Origin of the sequence: Pseudomonas chlororaphis (genome assembly GCA_001023535.1) — a bacterium.
Classification (GTDB): domain Bacteria; phylum Pseudomonadota; class Gammaproteobacteria; order Pseudomonadales; family Pseudomonadaceae; genus Aquipseudomonas; species Aquipseudomonas chlororaphis_E.
On sequence record CP011020.1, the window covers coordinates 3,242,872 to 3,258,531 of the forward strand.

13 protein-coding genes are annotated in these 15,660 nt (G+C 61.3%); 6 read left to right on the forward strand and 7 right to left on the reverse strand.

What is annotated here, in order from left to right; genetic code table 11:
* Position 1 precedes the first annotated feature (1 nt).
* The 4 genes from VM99_14385 to VM99_14400 all read right to left on the reverse strand — a co-directional run bounded on the left by VM99_14385 (position 2) and on the right by VM99_14400 (position 4,930).
* Positions 2 to 376 (reverse strand): camphor resistance protein CrcB, encoded by a 375-nt coding sequence (locus VM99_14385; GenBank protein ID AKJ99197.1) that lies wholly within the window; start codon positions 374 to 376, stop codon positions 2 to 4.
* A complete protein-coding gene (locus tag VM99_14390) occupies positions 373 to 1,698 on the reverse strand; it encodes a recombination factor protein RarA (GenBank protein ID AKJ99198.1) in 1,326 nt (441 codons plus the stop codon). Before VM99_14390 ends, VM99_14385 begins: the two co-directional genes overlap by 4 nt.
* Positions 1,699 to 1,843: 145 nt before the next feature.
* The gene (locus VM99_14395) at positions 1,844 to 2,467 is read right to left on the reverse strand and encodes a membrane protein (GenBank protein ID AKJ99199.1); all 624 of its coding nucleotides are present in this window, start codon (positions 2,465 to 2,467) and stop codon (positions 1,844 to 1,846) included.
* A gap of 57 nt (positions 2,468 to 2,524) precedes the next feature.
* Complete coding sequence (locus VM99_14400; protein ID AKJ99200.1) at positions 2,525 to 4,930, reverse strand: cell division protein FtsK; 2,406 nt, start codon at positions 4,928 to 4,930, stop codon at positions 2,525 to 2,527.
* A 318-nt stretch (positions 4,931 to 5,248) separates the two neighbouring features.
* Here VM99_14400 and VM99_14405 point away from each other — a divergent pair, with 318 nt between their 5' ends.
* From VM99_14405 to VM99_14420, 4 genes are all read left to right on the forward strand, one after another.
* Positions 5,249 to 6,208: a thioredoxin reductase gene (locus tag VM99_14405; GenBank protein AKJ99201.1), complete on the forward strand. Its 960-nt coding sequence runs from the start codon at positions 5,249 to 5,251 to the stop codon at positions 6,206 to 6,208.
* 85 nt (positions 6,209 to 6,293) lie between these two features.
* Positions 6,294 to 6,974, forward strand: coding sequence for a leucyl/phenylalanyl-tRNA--protein transferase (locus tag VM99_14410; protein AKJ99202.1), 681 nt, complete (start codon positions 6,294 to 6,296; stop codon positions 6,972 to 6,974).
* Positions 6,975 to 7,031: 57 nt separating this feature from the next.
* Positions 7,032 to 7,739, forward strand: coding sequence for an arginyl-tRNA-protein transferase (locus VM99_14415; GenBank protein ID AKJ99203.1), 708 nt, complete (start codon positions 7,032 to 7,034; stop codon positions 7,737 to 7,739).
* A 100-nt stretch (positions 7,740 to 7,839) separates the two neighbouring features.
* Positions 7,840 to 8,058, forward strand: coding sequence for a translation initiation factor IF-1 (locus tag VM99_14420; protein ID AKJ99204.1), 219 nt, complete (start codon positions 7,840 to 7,842; stop codon positions 8,056 to 8,058).
* A gap of 235 nt (positions 8,059 to 8,293) precedes the next feature.
* On the opposite strand, the gene clpA is transcribed toward VM99_14420, so the two are convergent.
* On the reverse strand, positions 8,294 to 10,564 hold the full coding sequence (clpA, locus tag VM99_14425; protein AKJ99205.1) for a Clp protease ClpX: 2,271 nt from the start codon (positions 10,562 to 10,564) through the stop codon (positions 8,294 to 8,296).
* Between the two features lie 29 nt (positions 10,565 to 10,593).
* Complete coding sequence (locus VM99_14430) at positions 10,594 to 10,956, reverse strand: Clp protease ClpS (protein ID AKJ99206.1); 363 nt, start codon at positions 10,954 to 10,956, stop codon at positions 10,594 to 10,596.
* Positions 10,957 to 11,182: 226 nt separating this feature from the next.
* On the opposite strand from VM99_14430, the gene VM99_14435 reads away from it, so the two are divergent.
* Complete coding sequence (locus tag VM99_14435) at positions 11,183 to 11,449, forward strand: cold-shock protein (protein ID AKJ99207.1); 267 nt, start codon at positions 11,183 to 11,185, stop codon at positions 11,447 to 11,449.
* Positions 11,450 to 11,528: 79 nt separating this feature from the next.
* Here VM99_14435 and VM99_14440 read toward each other — a convergent pair whose 3' ends face one another.
* On the reverse strand, positions 11,529 to 12,785 hold the full coding sequence (locus VM99_14440; protein ID AKJ99208.1) for an isocitrate dehydrogenase: 1,257 nt from the start codon (positions 12,783 to 12,785) through the stop codon (positions 11,529 to 11,531).
* 496 nt (positions 12,786 to 13,281) lie between these two features.
* On the opposite strand from VM99_14440, the gene VM99_14445 reads away from it, so the two are divergent.
* Positions 13,282 to 15,507: an isocitrate dehydrogenase gene (locus VM99_14445; GenBank protein AKJ99209.1), complete on the forward strand. Its 2,226-nt coding sequence runs from the start codon at positions 13,282 to 13,284 to the stop codon at positions 15,505 to 15,507.
* Positions 15,508 to 15,660: the final 153 nt, after the last annotated feature.

A 15,660-nucleotide genomic window follows, 5' to 3' on the forward strand; every position in this document is an offset into this window, starting at 1 on the left:
ATCAAAGTTTGGTCAGGGACAGGCCGACCCAGGTGGCGAGCAGCCCGCCGAATACGCTGATGGCCGCATAGCCCAGGGCCAGCGGCACCTGCCCGCTTTCCAACAGGCGCACCGTATCCAGTGAAAAGGATGAAAAAGTCGTCAGGCCGCCGAGGAAGCCGACGATAAGCCCCGCGCGCACTTCAATGGGCACTTCGGGACGAATCAAAAACAGACCGTATAGAACGCCGATCAGCAGACAGCCCACGATATTAACGGCGAGCGTCGCGGTATAGAAGTACCGGGGCCAATTTGCATTGATCCAATTGCCCGTGGCGAAACGCAACAACGTGCCGGCCACGCCGCCGGCGGACACTGCAAGGATCAGGGGGATCAAGGTTTTCTCCGCTGCCGTGGGCTCAGGCGATCGAGTTGGGCCAGGTGGTTGAGCTTTTCGCCGATCTTCAATTCCAGGCCCCGGGGCACGGGTTCATAGAACCGCTGGGGTTCGAGGGCCTCGGGGAAATAATCCTCGCCGGCGGCGTAGGCGTCCGGTTCATCATGGGCATAGCGGTATTCTTCGCCATAGCCCAGCTGTTTCATGAGCTTGGTCGGCGCATTGCGCAGGTGCAGCGGTACTTCGAGGGAGCCGTGCTCGGTGGCGCTGCGCATCGCGGCCTTGAAGCCCATGTACACCGCATTGCTCTTGGGCGCGCAGGCCAGATAGGTGATGGCCTGGGCCACGGCAAGTTCGCCTTCCGGGCTGCCGAGGCGTTCCTGCACATCCCAGGCCGCCAGGCACAGGCTCAAGGCCCGCGGGTCGGCGTTGCCGATGTCTTCGCTGGCCATGCGCACCACGCGCCGCGCCAAGTACAACGGATCACAACCGCCATCGATCATCCGCGCGAACCAGTACAAGGCCGCGTCGGGATTGGAACCGCGGATGGATTTGTGCAGCGCCGAGATCTGGTCGTAGAACGCCTCGCCGCCCTTGTCGAAACGACGACGGGTATCGCCCAGCAGGCTTTGCAACAGCTCGACGCCGATCTCGCTGTTGTCCTCGGCCAGGTCGGACGCGTTCTCCAGCAAGTTGAGCAACCGCCGGCCATCGCCGTCGGCGGCGGCACACAGGATCTGGAAACCTTCCTCGTCAAGCGTCAGTTGGCGCTTGCCCAGGCCGCGTTCCTCGGTCAGCGCCCGGTGCACCAGCTTGCGCATCGCCGACTCGTCGAGGCTCCTGAGCACATAGACCCGCGCCCTCGACAGCAAGGCGTTGTTGAGTTCGAACGACGGATTCTCGGTGGTCGCGCCGATGAAGATCAGCGTACCGTCCTCGACGTACGGCAGGAACGCGTCCTGCTGGGACTTGTTGAAACGGTGCACTTCGTCGACGAACAGGATCGTGCGCTTGCCGTATTGGCCGGCCTGCTGCTTGGCCACTTCCACCGCCTGGCGGATTTCCTTGACCCCGGCCAGCACCGCGGACACCGTCTCGAAGTGGGCATCGGAAACTTCCGCCAGCAACCGCGCCAGGGTGGTCTTGCCCACGCCCGGCGGGCCCCAGAAGATCATCGAGTGCAGGGCCCCCTGCTCCAGGGCCTCGCGCAGCGGCTTGCCGCGGGCGAGCACATGCTCCTGGCCGACGTACTCATCCAGGTTGGTCGCGCGCAGGCGGGCGGCCAATGGCTGGGCAATCGGTGCGCTTCGAAACAGGTCCATCACTGCTTATGCAACCTCACTCGATCCTGTTGCCGGAGACCCTTGTGGGAGCGGGCTTGCCCGCGAATGCGGCAGGTCAGTCAACATTGATGTTGAATGTTACATCGCATTCGCGGGCAAGCCCGCTCCCACAAGTCGGCTGTGCTTATTCCTGGATGACGTCGGCACCCTTGGGAATGTCGAACTTGAACTTGGACGCGGCGATCGGCTCGTTGGCCTTCACGCCGGTGAACAGGATATTGGTGCGCTGGCCGACGCTGTCGATCAGTTGCATGTCATTGACCAGGCCATTGCGGAACGACAGGCGCAGGCTGTCGAACAGGCTGTCCTTGGTCTTGGGCTTGAGGGTGAAGTCGATCACGCCGCCCGCTTCCTTGGCGCTGATGTCGAAGCTCTGGCTGATCTTGGAAATGTCACCCGACAGCAGCAACGCCGGGGTCTGGGTCAGGCGCTGGTCGAGGGTCTTGATGGTGACCTGCTCCAGGTCCGGGTCCCACAAGGAGACCTTCTTGCCATCGGACACCATCAACTGCTCGGCCGGCGCATCGGTGTGCCAGTAGAACAGGCCTGGACGTTGCAGCGCCATGTCGCCGGCGGTTTCCTGCAACTGGGTGCCGCTGCCGTCCAGGGTCAGTTGGGAGAAGCGCGCGGTCAGGGTCTTGGATGTTTCCAACAGCTGGGTCAGGCGGGCCACGTCCTTTTCGTCAGCGTGGGCCGACAAGGTGGTCAGGGCCAGTACGGGCAACAGCAACATGCGAATCAGGCGCATGGGAATCCTCATGAATTCATAGGGGGGCGAGCGGCGTGAAGCACGCCGCTCGGGTCGTTAGTCGCGCATCGGGCCCGGCGCCAGCACTTCGCGCGAGCCGTTGGTGTTCATGGCCGTCACGACCCCGGCCATTTCCATGGCTTCGATCATGCGCGCGGCGCGGTTGTAGCCGATCTTCAACTTGCGCTGAACCGCGGAAATCGAGGCCCGGCGGCTTTCCAGGACGAACTGCACCGCTTCGTCATAGAGCGCGTCGGTTTCAGCATCTTCTTCACCGCCGCCGCTGCCGCCCTCGAAGCCACTGCCGGCTTCCTCGACGCCATTGAGAATGTCGTCGTTGTATTCAGGTGCCCCGCGCAGCTTCCAGGCTTCCACCACGCGATGCACTTCATCGTCGGAAACGAACGCGCCATGGACCCGGATCGGCAGGCTGGTGCCCGGCGGCATGTAGAGCATGTCACCGTGACCGAGCAACTGCTCGGCACCGCCCTGGTCGATGATGGTCCGCGAGTCGATCTTGCTCGACACCTGGAACGCCATGCGGGTCGGGATGTTGGCCTTGATCAGGCCGGTGATCACGTCCACCGACGGCCGCTGGGTCGCCAGGATCAGGTGGATACCGGCGGCACGGGCCTTCTGGGCGATACGGGCGATCAGCTCTTCGACCTTCTTGCCGACGATCATCATCATGTCGGCGAATTCGTCCACCACCACCACGATGGTCGGCAGCTTGTGCAGCAGCGGCGCTTCATCGTGGATGTTTTCGCGGTGGTACAACGGGTCGCTCAGCGGGGTGCCGGCCTCTTCGGCCTCCTTGACCTTGGCATTGAAGCCCGACAGGTTGCGCACGCCCATCTTCGCCATCAGCTTGTAGCGGCGCTCCATCTCGGCGACGCTCCAGCGCAAGGCGTTGGCAGCGTCTTTCATGTCGGTGACCACCGGGCACAGCAAGTGCGGAATGCCTTCGTAGATCGACAATTCGAGCATTTTCGGGTCGATCATGATCAGCTTGGCGTCTTCCGGGCCCGACTTGAACAGGATCGACAGGATCATCGCGTTCACCCCCACCGACTTACCCGAACCGGTGGTACCGGCCACCAGCAGGTGGGGCATCTTCGCCAGGTCGGTGATCACCGGCTTGCCGCCGATGTCGTGGCCCAGGGCCAAGGTGACCGGCGACTTGTGGTTGTCGTACTCGGTGGTCGACAGCACTTCGGAGAAGCGCACGATCTGCCGGTCTTCGTTGGGGATCTCGATGCCCACGGTGGTCTTGCCGGGAATCACTTCCACCACCCGCACGCTGGTCACGGCCAGGGAACGTGCCAGGTCCTTGGCCAGGTTGGCGATGCGGCTGACCTTCACGCCGGCGGCCGGCTGGATCTCGTAGCGGGTAATGACCGGGCCCGGGTGAATCGAATCCACCGAGACCTCGACCCCGAACTCCTTGAGCTTGATCTCCAGCAGATGGCCGACGGCCGCCAGGGATTCGGGAGAATAGTTGAGCTGTTTCTTTTCGGCCGGGTCGAGGATCGAGATCGGCGGCAAGGTGCCTTCCACGGCGCTGTCGACGAACAACGGCACCTGTTTTTCCTTCTGCACGCGCTTGCTCGGCTCCGGCGGCTTGGGCGGGGCCATGCTGATGACCGGCGGCACCTGCTTCTCGCGTTCGGACATGTGTTTGCTCAACGCCTGCTCGCGTTCGATCAGGCGCTCCTTGACCTTGGCCTGCTCGCGCTTGTCCGGCAGCGTCGGGGCCACCACGTCGTGGACGCGGTCGTCGACTTCACGCAGTTGCGCCACCAGTTGCTTGCGCTCGGTGCGCGCCGCCCACCAGCGGTTCATCGCACCCTGGATCAATTCGATCAGGTCGAGGGTGATCTTGCCGGTGACGTCCATGACCTTGAACCACGACAGGTCGGTGAACACCGTCAGGCCGAACAGGAACAGGGCGATGAACAGCAGCGTGCTGCCCTGGATGTTCAAGGCGTTCCTGGCCAGGTCGCCGAGGCTTTCCCCCAGCGCCCCGCCCGCCCCGGCCGGCAAGCCGGTGGGCGCATGGAAATGAATATGAGCCAGCGCAGCGCCCGACAGCACCAGGAACACCAGGCCGATCAGCCGCCAGGAGAACAGCCAGCCGCTCCACTCCCACGGCTCGTGGCGCTGGCGGAAGATCTGGTAGGCCTTGATCGCCAGCAACAGCGGGAAAATGTAGGCGAAATACCCCAGGACCATGAACAGGATGTCGGCGCTGTAGGAGCCGGCCGGCCCGCCGAAGTTCTGCACGTCCTCGATCTTGCTGTTGTGGCTCCAGCCCGGATCGTCCTTGCCGTAGGTTAGCAAAGCCATCATCAGGAACAGGCACAAGGCACCGATCGCGATCAACGCACCTTCCTTGAGCCGGTAGTGCAATTGCTGGCGCCAGAGCGGAACGACTGTTTTAGGTGCTGCGGTGGATTTCTTCAAAACGCTTCTTTTCCTGCGCCAACGGCGCGTCCATCTGTTGAATGACTATAAAAAACTGCTCAAGACGAACAGGTAAAAAAGTGAATGTGCACAACCGGTACTACTTTTACCACTGTGAGGTGCATCCAGAAAACCGCAGGTGCTGCCGAAAATTTTGATCTTTAGCCCATCCTGCGCTCAAAACTCAAGCATTGTACGGGTTTGTCGGCCCCGAGGCATCGCCCGGCCCCTGGATCCCCACCTGGCCCACAACGGCCTGCACAGGCGTCAATTGGACCATGCATTGTCTTTTGTGACAAAGGCTTATGAGGTGTTTTTATGAACGAAGTGAAGCATTCACGCTTGATCATTCTCGGCTCCGGGCCTGCTGGCTACAGCGCGGCGGTGTACGCCGCCCGGGCCAACCTCAAGCCCGTTGTCATCACCGGCATGCAGGCCGGTGGCCAGCTCACCACCACGGTGGAAGTCGACAACTGGCCGGGCGATGTCGAAGGCCTGACCGGGCCGGTGCTGATGGAGCGCATGCAGCGGCACGCCGAGCGTTTCGACACGCAGATCGTCTACGACCATATCCACACCGCCAAGTTGCAGCAGCGCCCGTTCGAACTGATCGGCGACAGCGGCACCTACACCTGCGACGCCCTGATCATCGCCACCGGCGCCTCGGCCCAGTACCTGGGGTTGCCGTCGGAAGAAAGCTTCGCCGGCAAGGGCGTTTCCGCCTGCGCGACCTGCGACGGTTTTTTCTACCGCAACCAGGTGGTCGCGGTGGTCGGCGGTGGCAACACCGCGGTCGAGGAAGCCCTGTACTTGTCGAACATTGCTCGGGAAGTCCACCTGATCCACCGTCGCGACAAGTTGCGCTCGGAGAAGATCCTGCAAGACAAGCTCTTCGAAAAAGCCGCCAACGGCAACATAAAGCTGCATTGGAACCAGAACCTGGACGAGGTCCTGGGCGATGCCAGCGGCGTGACCGGCGCTCGCCTGCGCCACAGCGAGACCGGCGAAACCAGCACCTTGTCCCTGGCTGGGGTGTTCATTGCCATCGGTCACAAGCCCAACACCGAACTGTTCCAGGGCCAGTTGAACATGCATGACGGCTACCTGCTCGTGCGCGGCGGCAGCGAGGGCAATGCCACGGCCACCGACATTGAAGGGGTGTTCGCCGCCGGCGACGTCGCCGACCACGTCTATCGCCAGGCCATCACGTCTGCCGGCGCCGGCTGCATGGCCGCGCTCGATGCGGAGAAGTATCTCGATGACATTCCGGCCGTTTGACGGTTAGTCTTGTGGCGAGGACCTGACAGCCCTCGCCACAGTTCATCTGCGCGCGCCCACCCTCCCCTTCTGCAAGCGAATGACAATGCTGACCTGGTTACAACGCAACTCCCTGGATTTCCCACCGCTGGAAAAAGCCATGCGCGACCCCAACGGGCTGCTGGCCGCTGGTGGCGATCTGTCCGCTGACCGCCTGGTCCAGGCCTATCGCCACGGCTGCTTTCCATGGTTCTCCGAGGGCCAGCCGATCCTGTGGTGGTCTCCGGACCCTCGCACGGTGCTGTTTCCCGACGAGCTGCACGTCTCCCGCAGCCTTGGCAAACTGTTGCGCAAGCAACGCTACCAGGTGACGTTCGACCAGGACTTCGCCGCCGTCATCCGGGCCTGCGCCGCGCCACGGGACTACGCCGAAGGCACCTGGATCACCGAGGCCATGCAGAGCGCCTACCTGGAGCTGCATCGGCGCGGCTTCGCCCACTCCGTGGAGGTCTGGGACCAGGGCGCGCTGGTGGGCGGTCTGTACGGCCTGGCAATGGGGCAGCTGTTTTTTGGCGAGTCCATGTTCAGCCGGGCCGACAACGCGTCGAAATTCGGCTTCGCCACGCTGGTCCAACACCTCAAGGCCGCCGGCTTCGTGCTGATCGACTGCCAGATGCCTACCGAGCACCTGCACAGCCTGGGCGCCCGGTCGATCCCTCGTGCAACGTTCGCCGGCTACCTCGAGGCGCACCTGGATCAACCCAACCACGCGACCTGGGTTTGCTGAGCGACATTGGCGCTCCTGGCTTACACTTAACCCCATAGCTTATCCCGAGGGTTGATCATGACCGAGTTGGCGCGTTTGAAGTTCTATGCCACTCAGCCCCACTCTTGCAGTTACCTGCCGGAGGAGCAGGCCACGACGCTGTTCCTCGACCCCAGCCAGCCGATGGATGTGCATGTCTACGCTGACCTGTCGGAAATGGGCTTTCGTCGCAGCGGCGATCATCTCTACCGGCCCCATTGCCAGCACTGCAACGCCTGCGTCCCGGCGCGCATCCCCGTGGTGCAATTTGCGCCCAATCGCCAGCAGAAACGCATTTTCAAGCGCAACGCCGACCTTCAGGTCCGGCCGGCCAAGCCGCAGTTCACCGAGGAGTATTTCGACCTGTATCAACGCTACATCGAGCAACGCCATGCCGATGGCGACATGTACCCGCCCAGCCGCGATCAATTTTCCACCTTCCTGGTGCGCGACCTGCCTTTTTCGCGCTTCTACGAGTTCCGTCTCGACGGACGGTTGGTGGCGATTGCCGTCACCGACCTGCTCCCCAACGGTCTTTCAGCGGTGTACACCTTCTATGAGCCAGAGCAAGAGCGACGCAGCCTGGGGCGCTTCGCCATCCTCTGGCAAATCAGCGAAGCCCGGCGCCTGGGGCTCGATGCGGTGTACCTGGGCTACTGGATCAAGAACTGCAAGAAAATGAACTACAAGACCCAATATCGCCCCATTGAACTGCTGATTAACCAGCGCTGGGTTGTCCTGAACTAGAACCCCTTGGCTTGCCCCCCCTTTTTCGGGCACAATGCACGCCGCTTTTGCCTGGCGCAGTTGCACCGGGCCATTCACTGGACACCGAGGGCTTTACTGCATGTCGAAAGAAGACAGCTTCGAAATGGAAGGCACTGTCGTCGACACCCTGCCCAACACCATGTTTCGCGTGGAGTTGGAAAATGGGCACGTCGTAACCGCGCATATCTCCGGCAAGATGCGCAAGAACTACATTCGTATTCTTACCGGTGACAAAGTGCGCGTCGAGCTGACGCCCTATGACTTGAGCAAAGGGCGCATCACTTACCGCGCTCGCTAACAAGTCAATACAAGACGCCCGGCTGATGCCGGGCGTTTTTGTTTGTCCGCGATTTGATAATCCCCCGCCTCTCCTGTGGGAGCGGGCTTGCCCGCGAAAGCGGTGGATCAGCTTTCATGGATGTCAAATGAGAAACCGCATTCGCGAGCAAGCTCGCTCCCACAGGGGTTAGGGTGCGGTTGCGAAGACAGCAAAAAGGCGCCTTTCGGCGCCTTTTGCTTGTTACGGGTTTCGATCAGGCCATTTCGGCCGTGGTTTCGAAGTCGAAGGTCAGTTCGCCGTCCTTGATGTCGATGTGCACCACACCGCCATGCTCGGACAACTCGCCAAACAGGATCTCCTCCGCCAGCGGACGCTTGATCTTGTCCTGGATCAGGCGAGCCATTGGCCGTGCACCCATCGTCACATCGTAGCCGCCTTCCGCCAGCCAGCTGCGCGCCGCGTCGGTGACTTCCAGCAACACACGCTTGTCTTCGAGCTGCGCCTGAAGTTCGGTGAGGAACTTGTCCACCACGCTCTTGATCACCTCATGGCTGAGGCGACCAAACTGGATGATGGTATCCAGGCGGTTGCGGAACTCAGGCGTGAAGCTCTTCTTGATCACTTCCATCGCATCGGACGAATGGTCCTGATGGGTGAAACCGATCGAAGCGCGCGCCGCCGTCTCGGCACCGGCGTTGGTGGTCATGATCAGGATCACGTTGCGGAAATCCGCCTTGCGCCCATTGTTATCGGTCAGCGTACCGTGGTCCATGACCTGCAGGAGCAGGTTGAAGACTTCCGGGTGGGCCTTCTCGATCTCATCGAGCAGCAACACGCAATGCGGCTGCTTGGTGATGGCCTCGGTCAGCAAGCCGCCCTGGTCGAACCCGACATAGCCCGGAGGCGCACCGATCAGACGGGACACGGTATGGCGCTCCATGTACTCGGACATGTCGAAGCGCACCAGCTCGATGCCCATCGCCTTGGCCAGTTGCCGCGCAGCCTCGGTCTTGCCCACGCCGGTAGGCCCGGCGAACAGGAACGAACCCACCGGCTTGTCCGGCGACTTGAGTCCGGCGCGGGACAGCTTGATGGCCGTCGACAACGAGTCGATGGCCGCGTCCTGACCGAACACCGTCAGCTTCAGGTCACGCTCCAGGTTACGCAGCAGTTCCTTGTCGGAACTGGTGACATGCTTGGGCGGAATCCGCGCGATCTTCGCCACGATGTCCTCGACCTGAGGTACGTCGATGCGCTTGACGCGCTTGTCCACCGGTTGCAGGCGCTGATAGGCACCCGCCTCGTCGATGACGTCGATGGCCTTGTCCGGCATGTGCCGGTCATTGATGTAGCGCGAGGCCAGTTCGGCCGCCGCGCGCAGGGCTTCATCGCTGTACTCGATGTTGTGGTGCAGCTCGAAACGCCCTTTCAGGCCGCGCAGGATACCGATGGTGTCTTCCACCGACGGCTCCGACACGTCGACCTTCTGGAAACGCCGCGCCAGGGCCCGGTCCTTCTCGAAGATGCCGCGGAATTCCTGGAACGTGGTCGAACCGATGCAGCGGATATCACCCGACGACAGCAGTGGCTTGAGCAGGTTGGACGCGTCCATGACCCCACCTGACGCGGCGCCGGCACCGATGATGGTGTGGATCTCGTCGATGAACAGGATCGCCTGCGGACGTTTCTTCAACTCGCCGAGCAACGCCTTGAAGCGCTTCTCGAAATCACCGCGGTACTTGGTGCCGGCCAGCAAGGCACCCAGGTCGAGGGAATACACCACGCTGTTGGCCAGCAGGTCCGGCACCTGGTTGTCGACGATGCGCTTGGCCAGGCCTTCGGCGATCGCGGTCTTGCCTACGCCCGCCTCGCCCACCAGCAATGGGTTGTTCTTGCGCCGCCGGGCGAGGATCTGCGCCACGCGCTCGACTTCGAGCTCTCGGCCCACGAGCGGGTCGATACGCCCCTGGCGCGCCAGTTCGTTCAGGTTGCTGGCATAGGCATCCAGCGGATTGCCCGAAGAAGAAGACTCACCGCCCTCGTCGTCCTGCATATCCTGCTCACCCTCGGAATGATCGCCATGCCCCGGCACCTTGGAGATGCCATGGGCGATGTAGTTGACGACATCGATACGTGCAACGCTCTGTTGCTTGAGCAGGAATACGGCCTGGCTTTCCTGCTCGCTGAAGATCGCAACCAGCACGTTGGCGCCAGTGACTTCACGCTTGCCCGAGCTCTGTACATGGAAGACAGCACGCTGCAGGACACGCTGGAAGCCCAGGGTTGGCTGGGTTTCCCGATCCTCGTCATGAACGGGGATCAAGGGCGTGGTGGAGTCGATGAACTCCTGCAGGTCATGCTTGAGTTTATCGAGGTTCGCGCCGCAGGCACGCAATACGGTGGCGGCAGCCTCGTTATCCAATAGGGCCAGCAGCAGGTGCTCGACGGTCATGAACTCATGACGCTTCGAACGAGCCTCCTTGAAGGCAAGATTGAGGGTGACTTCGAGCTCGCGGTTTAACATAGCTTCACCTCATACCCAAGTGGTCGGCGTTAACCGTCCTTCTCGATTTCACAGAGTAGCGGATGCTGGCTTTCCCGGGCGTACTGGTTGACCTGCATGGCCTTTGTCTCGGCGATGTCGCGGGTAAACACTCCACATACTGCCCGTCCCTCTGTATGAACGGCCAGCATGACCTTGGTCGCCAGCTCGCGATTCAGGTTAAAAAACACCTCGAGCACTTCGACGACGAAATCCATCGGTGTGTAGTCATCGTTGAACAAAACCACCTTGTACATCGGTGGCGCCTGTAATGCAGGCTTTGCCTCCTGAACAGCAATGCCTGCGGAATCGTCGTCGTGTAGATCCGGGCGATCCTGATTGAATGTTAGTCGAATCTGGCTGACTGCATGCATGGAAAGAAAGGTTCGTTTAGTTGGCGAATACAGTGATGGGGGCGCTTTCGGGCGATTTCAACCACGACCACCCGGCCACCTTGACTATCGGCAAAACGGTGTTACAACCAATAGAGCCCATCGTGGGTTAAAAAGGTCCGTGGCTTCTACCCTGTTTTCAAGATTAGCCTGCGGATGGACTGGATGATACTCCAGTGATGGAGTGCGTTGCAGAGGGATATGGTTTATGTCGGCTGTCAAGATGAGTGGCAAGGTGAAATGGTTCAACAATGCCAAGGGCTACGGATTCATTATCGCAGCCGGCCGGGATGAGGACCTTTTCGCCCATTACTCGGCAATCAGCATGGAAGGCTATAAGACCCTGAAGGCTGGACAACCTGTGACGTTCGAAGTCATCCAGGGACCCAAGGGCCTGCACGCGGTCAACATCAAGGTGGACTGCGTCGAAGACACCGCCGCCCCCGCACCCGCCAGGGTCGTCGAGACGCTTTGACCGGCAACTACCCCGGACGAACGAAAAATGCCCGGCTCGATCGACTCGAGCCGGGCATTCGCGTTGGGCGCCGATCCGTTTACATGTGCGAGATCAGGGCATCGCCGAAGCCCGAAGACGACACCAGCTTGGCACCGTCCATCAGGCGTTCGAAGTCATAGGTCACGGTCTTGGCCGAAATCGCGCCGTTGGTGCCCTTGATGATCAGGTCGGCCGCCTCGGTCCACCCCATGTGACGCAGCATCATTTCAGCCGACAGGATCAGCGACCCCGGGTTGACCTGGTCCTTGCCCGCATACTTGGGCGCAGTACCGTGGGTGGCTTCGAACATCGCCACGGTGTCGGACAGGTTGGCACCTGGCGCGATACCGATCCCGCCCACTTCCGCCGCCAGGGCATCGGAGAGGTAGTCACCGTTGAGGTTCAACGTCGCAATCACATCGTACTCGGCCGGACGCAGCAGGATCTGCTGGAGCATCGCATCGGCGATGGCATCCTTGACGATCACGTTCTTGCCGGTCTTCGGGTTCTTGAACTGCATCCATGGGCCGCCGTCGAGCAGCGTCGCGCCAAACTCCTCGGCCGCCACTTCGTAGGCCCATTCCTTGAAGGCACCTTCGGTGAACTTCATGATGTTGCCTTTGTGCACGATGGTCAGCGAATCCCGGTCATTGTCGACGACATATTGCAAGGCCTTGCGCGCCAGGCGCTGGGTGCCTTGCTTGGACACCGGCTTGACGCCAATGCCGCAGTTTTCGTCGAAGCGGATCTTGGTCACGCCCATTTCTTCTTTCAGGAACTTGATGACCTTGGTGGCTTCGGCCGAGCCGGCCTTCCACTCGATGCCCGCGTAGATGTCTTCGGAGTTCTCGCGAAAGATCGTCATGTCCACGTCACCCGGCTTCTTGACCGGGCTCGGCACGCCTTCGAACCAGCGCACCGGGCGCAGGCACACATACAGGTCGAGTTGCTGGCGCAGCGCCACGTTGAGCGAACGGATGCCGCCACCGACCGGCGTGGTCAGCGGGCCCTTGATGGACACCACGTAATCCTTGACCGCATCCAGGGTTTCCTGGGGCAGCCAGGTGTCCTGGTCGTAGACCTGGGTGGCCTTCTCACCGGCATAGACCTCCATCCAGGAAATCTTGCGCTTGCCGCCGTAGGCCTTCTGCACCGCAGCGTCCACAACCTTGATCATGACCGGACTGATATCGACGCCAATGCCGTCGCCTTCGATGAAGGGGATGATCGGGTTGTCGGGAACATTAAGAGAATGGTCTGCATTGACGGTAATTTTGTCACCGACGGCTGGAACCTGAATCTTTTGATACCCCATGCTGAACTCCATTGCTTGGATTGAACATCTGGCTGCATTCGAGCGTAACCCAGTTGTATCGGCACGCAAACCCTACGTTCGACTCATCCGGCACAAAGCGCTGCAGTTGGCCGCGTACAAGCCTGAAAACCAAGGGAAAAGTGCCAAACATGAGCATAGTCCGACCGCCCGCGCCTGCGACGTTTAGACCAATGGACGTGTACGGAAGTCTATGAAGCATCGGCAGATTGCCAGCTACCTATGTATAATGCCGCCGCTGACCACAGGGTCACGACGGCCGGACGCTTGCGCTTGAGAAGAAAAAGCCAGGATTTTCCGCCAGTTACGAAGCCGGACCGTTACCGCGGCTCCACCGCTTGACGCTCGACTGATGCACCCAACATCACCGCGAAGAAACCTCGACATTCGGCTCACGGATGACTTTGAACGAACGCGCTTACCCGGCGCCCCTCGAGTTTCTGCGCATGCTTTAGCAAAGAAGAGAGTTAATCCGAATATGCCCACCCGCTCGAAGATCATCTATACCTTCACCGACGAAGCTCCCGCCCTCGCCACCTATTCACTGCTGCCGATCGTCGAAGCCTTTACCGCTTCGGCCGATATCGCCGTGGAAACCCGCGACATCTCCCTCGCAGGGCGCATCCTGGCCAGCTTCCCCGAGCAATTGGGTGACAAAGCCGTAGCCGACCACCTCGCCGAACTGGGCGACCTGGCCGTTACGCCTGAAGCCAACATCATCAAACTGCCGAACATCAGTGCTTCGGTGCCGCAACTGCAGGCCGCGATCAAGGAATTGCAGGCCCAGGGCTACGCGCTGCCGGACTACCCGGAAACCGTGACCAGCGATGCCGAGAAAGACGCTCGCGCCCGTTACGACAAAGTCAAAGGCAGCGCCGTGAACCCGGTCCTGCGCGAAGGCAACTCCGACCGTCGTGCGCCGCTGTCGGTCAAGAACTACGCGCGCAAGCACCCGCACAAGATGGGCGCCTGGGCAGCGGACTCCAAGTCCCACGTGGCCCACATGAGCAACGGTGATTTCTACGGCAGCGAAAAAGCCGCCCTGATCGACGCCGCTGGCAGCGTGAAAATCGAGTTGATCGCCCAGGACGGCACTGCCACTGTCCTGAAGGAAAAAACCACCGTGCAAGCCGGTGAGATCCTCGACTGCGCCGTACTGAGCAAGAAAGCCCTGCGCGAATTCATCGCAGCCCAGATCGAAGACGCCAAGAAACAAGGCGTGCTGCTGTCGGTGCACCTCAAGGCCACCATGATGAAGGTCTCCGACCCGATCATGTTCGGTCAGATCGTGGCCGAGTTCTATAAAGACGCCCTGGCCAAGCACGCCGAGGTGCTGGAGCAGATCGGTTTCAACCTGAACAACGGCATCGGCGACCTGTACGCCCGCATCAAGGCCCTGCCGGCCGAGCAGCAGGCGCAGATCGAAGCCGACATCCAGGCGGTCTACGCGGTGCGTCCATCCCTTGCGATGGTCAACTCCGACAAAGGCATCACCAACCTGCACGTGCCGAGCGACGTCATCGTCGACGCCTCGATGCCGGCCATGATCCGTGACTCCGGCAAGATGTGGGGCACCGATGGCCAACTGCACGACACCAAGGCTGTGATCCCGGACCGCTGCTACGCCACCATCTACCAGGCGGTGATCGAAGACTGCAAGCAACACGGCGCCTTCGACCCCACCACCATGGGCAGCGTGCCGAACGTCGGCCTGATGGCCAAGAAGGCCGAGGAATACGGCTCCCACGACAAGACCTTCCAGATCAAGGTCGACGGCGTAGTGCGTGTATCCGACAGCACCGGTCGCACTCTGCTGGAGCAGAACGTCGAGGCTGGCGACATCTTCCGCATGTGCCAGACCAAGGACGCGCCGATCCAGGATTGGGTCAAGCTGGCCGTCAACCGTGCCCGCGCCAGCAACACGCCGGCGATTTTCTGGCTGGACCCGATGCGCGCCCATGACGGCGTGGTCATCGAGAAAGTCCAGGCCTACCTGAAAGACCACGACACCAACGGCCTGGACCTGCGCATCATGTCGCCGGTCGAAGCGATGAAGTTCACCCTGGCCCGCACTCGCGAAGGCAAGGACACCATCTCGGTGACCGGCAACGTGCTGCGCGACTACCTGACCGACCTGTTCCCGATCATGGAACTGGGCACCAGCGCCAAGATGCTGTCGATCGTGCCGCTGATGAACGGTGGTGGCCTGTTCGAAACCGGCGCCGGCGGTTCCGCGCCCAAGCACGTCCAGCAACTGCTGGAAGAAAACTTCCTGCGCTGGGATTCCCTGGGCGAGTTCCTGGCCCTGGCCGCGTCCCTCGAACACCTGGGCGTGACCTACAACAACCCCAAGGCACTGGTGCTGGCCAAGACCCTCGATCAGGCCACTGGCGAGTTCCTGGACCGCAACAAGTCGCCTTCGCGCAAAGTGGGCGGCATCGACAACCGTGGCAGCCACTTCTACCTGACCCTGTTCTGGGCCCAGGCACTGGCCGCACAGAATGACGATGAAGCCCTCAAGGCTCAGTTCACCGCCCTGGCCAAGACGCTGACCGACAACGAAGAGAAGATCGTTGCCGAACTCAACGCCGTGCAGGGCAAGCCCGTGGACATTGGCGGCTACTACTTCGCCAACCCGGAACTGACCAGCAAGGCCATGCGCCCGAGCGCCACCTTCAACGCGGCAATCGCTGCGCTGGTGTAAGGTCCTCAGGAAGCACCACGAACCCCGGCCTTGTGCCGGGGTTTGTGTTTTCAGCCTTGCCACATCACCTTGTGGGAGCGGGCTTGCTCGCGAAGGCGGTGGGTCAGCGAACGAATAGGCCGACTGACCCACCGCTTTCGCGAGCAAGCCCGC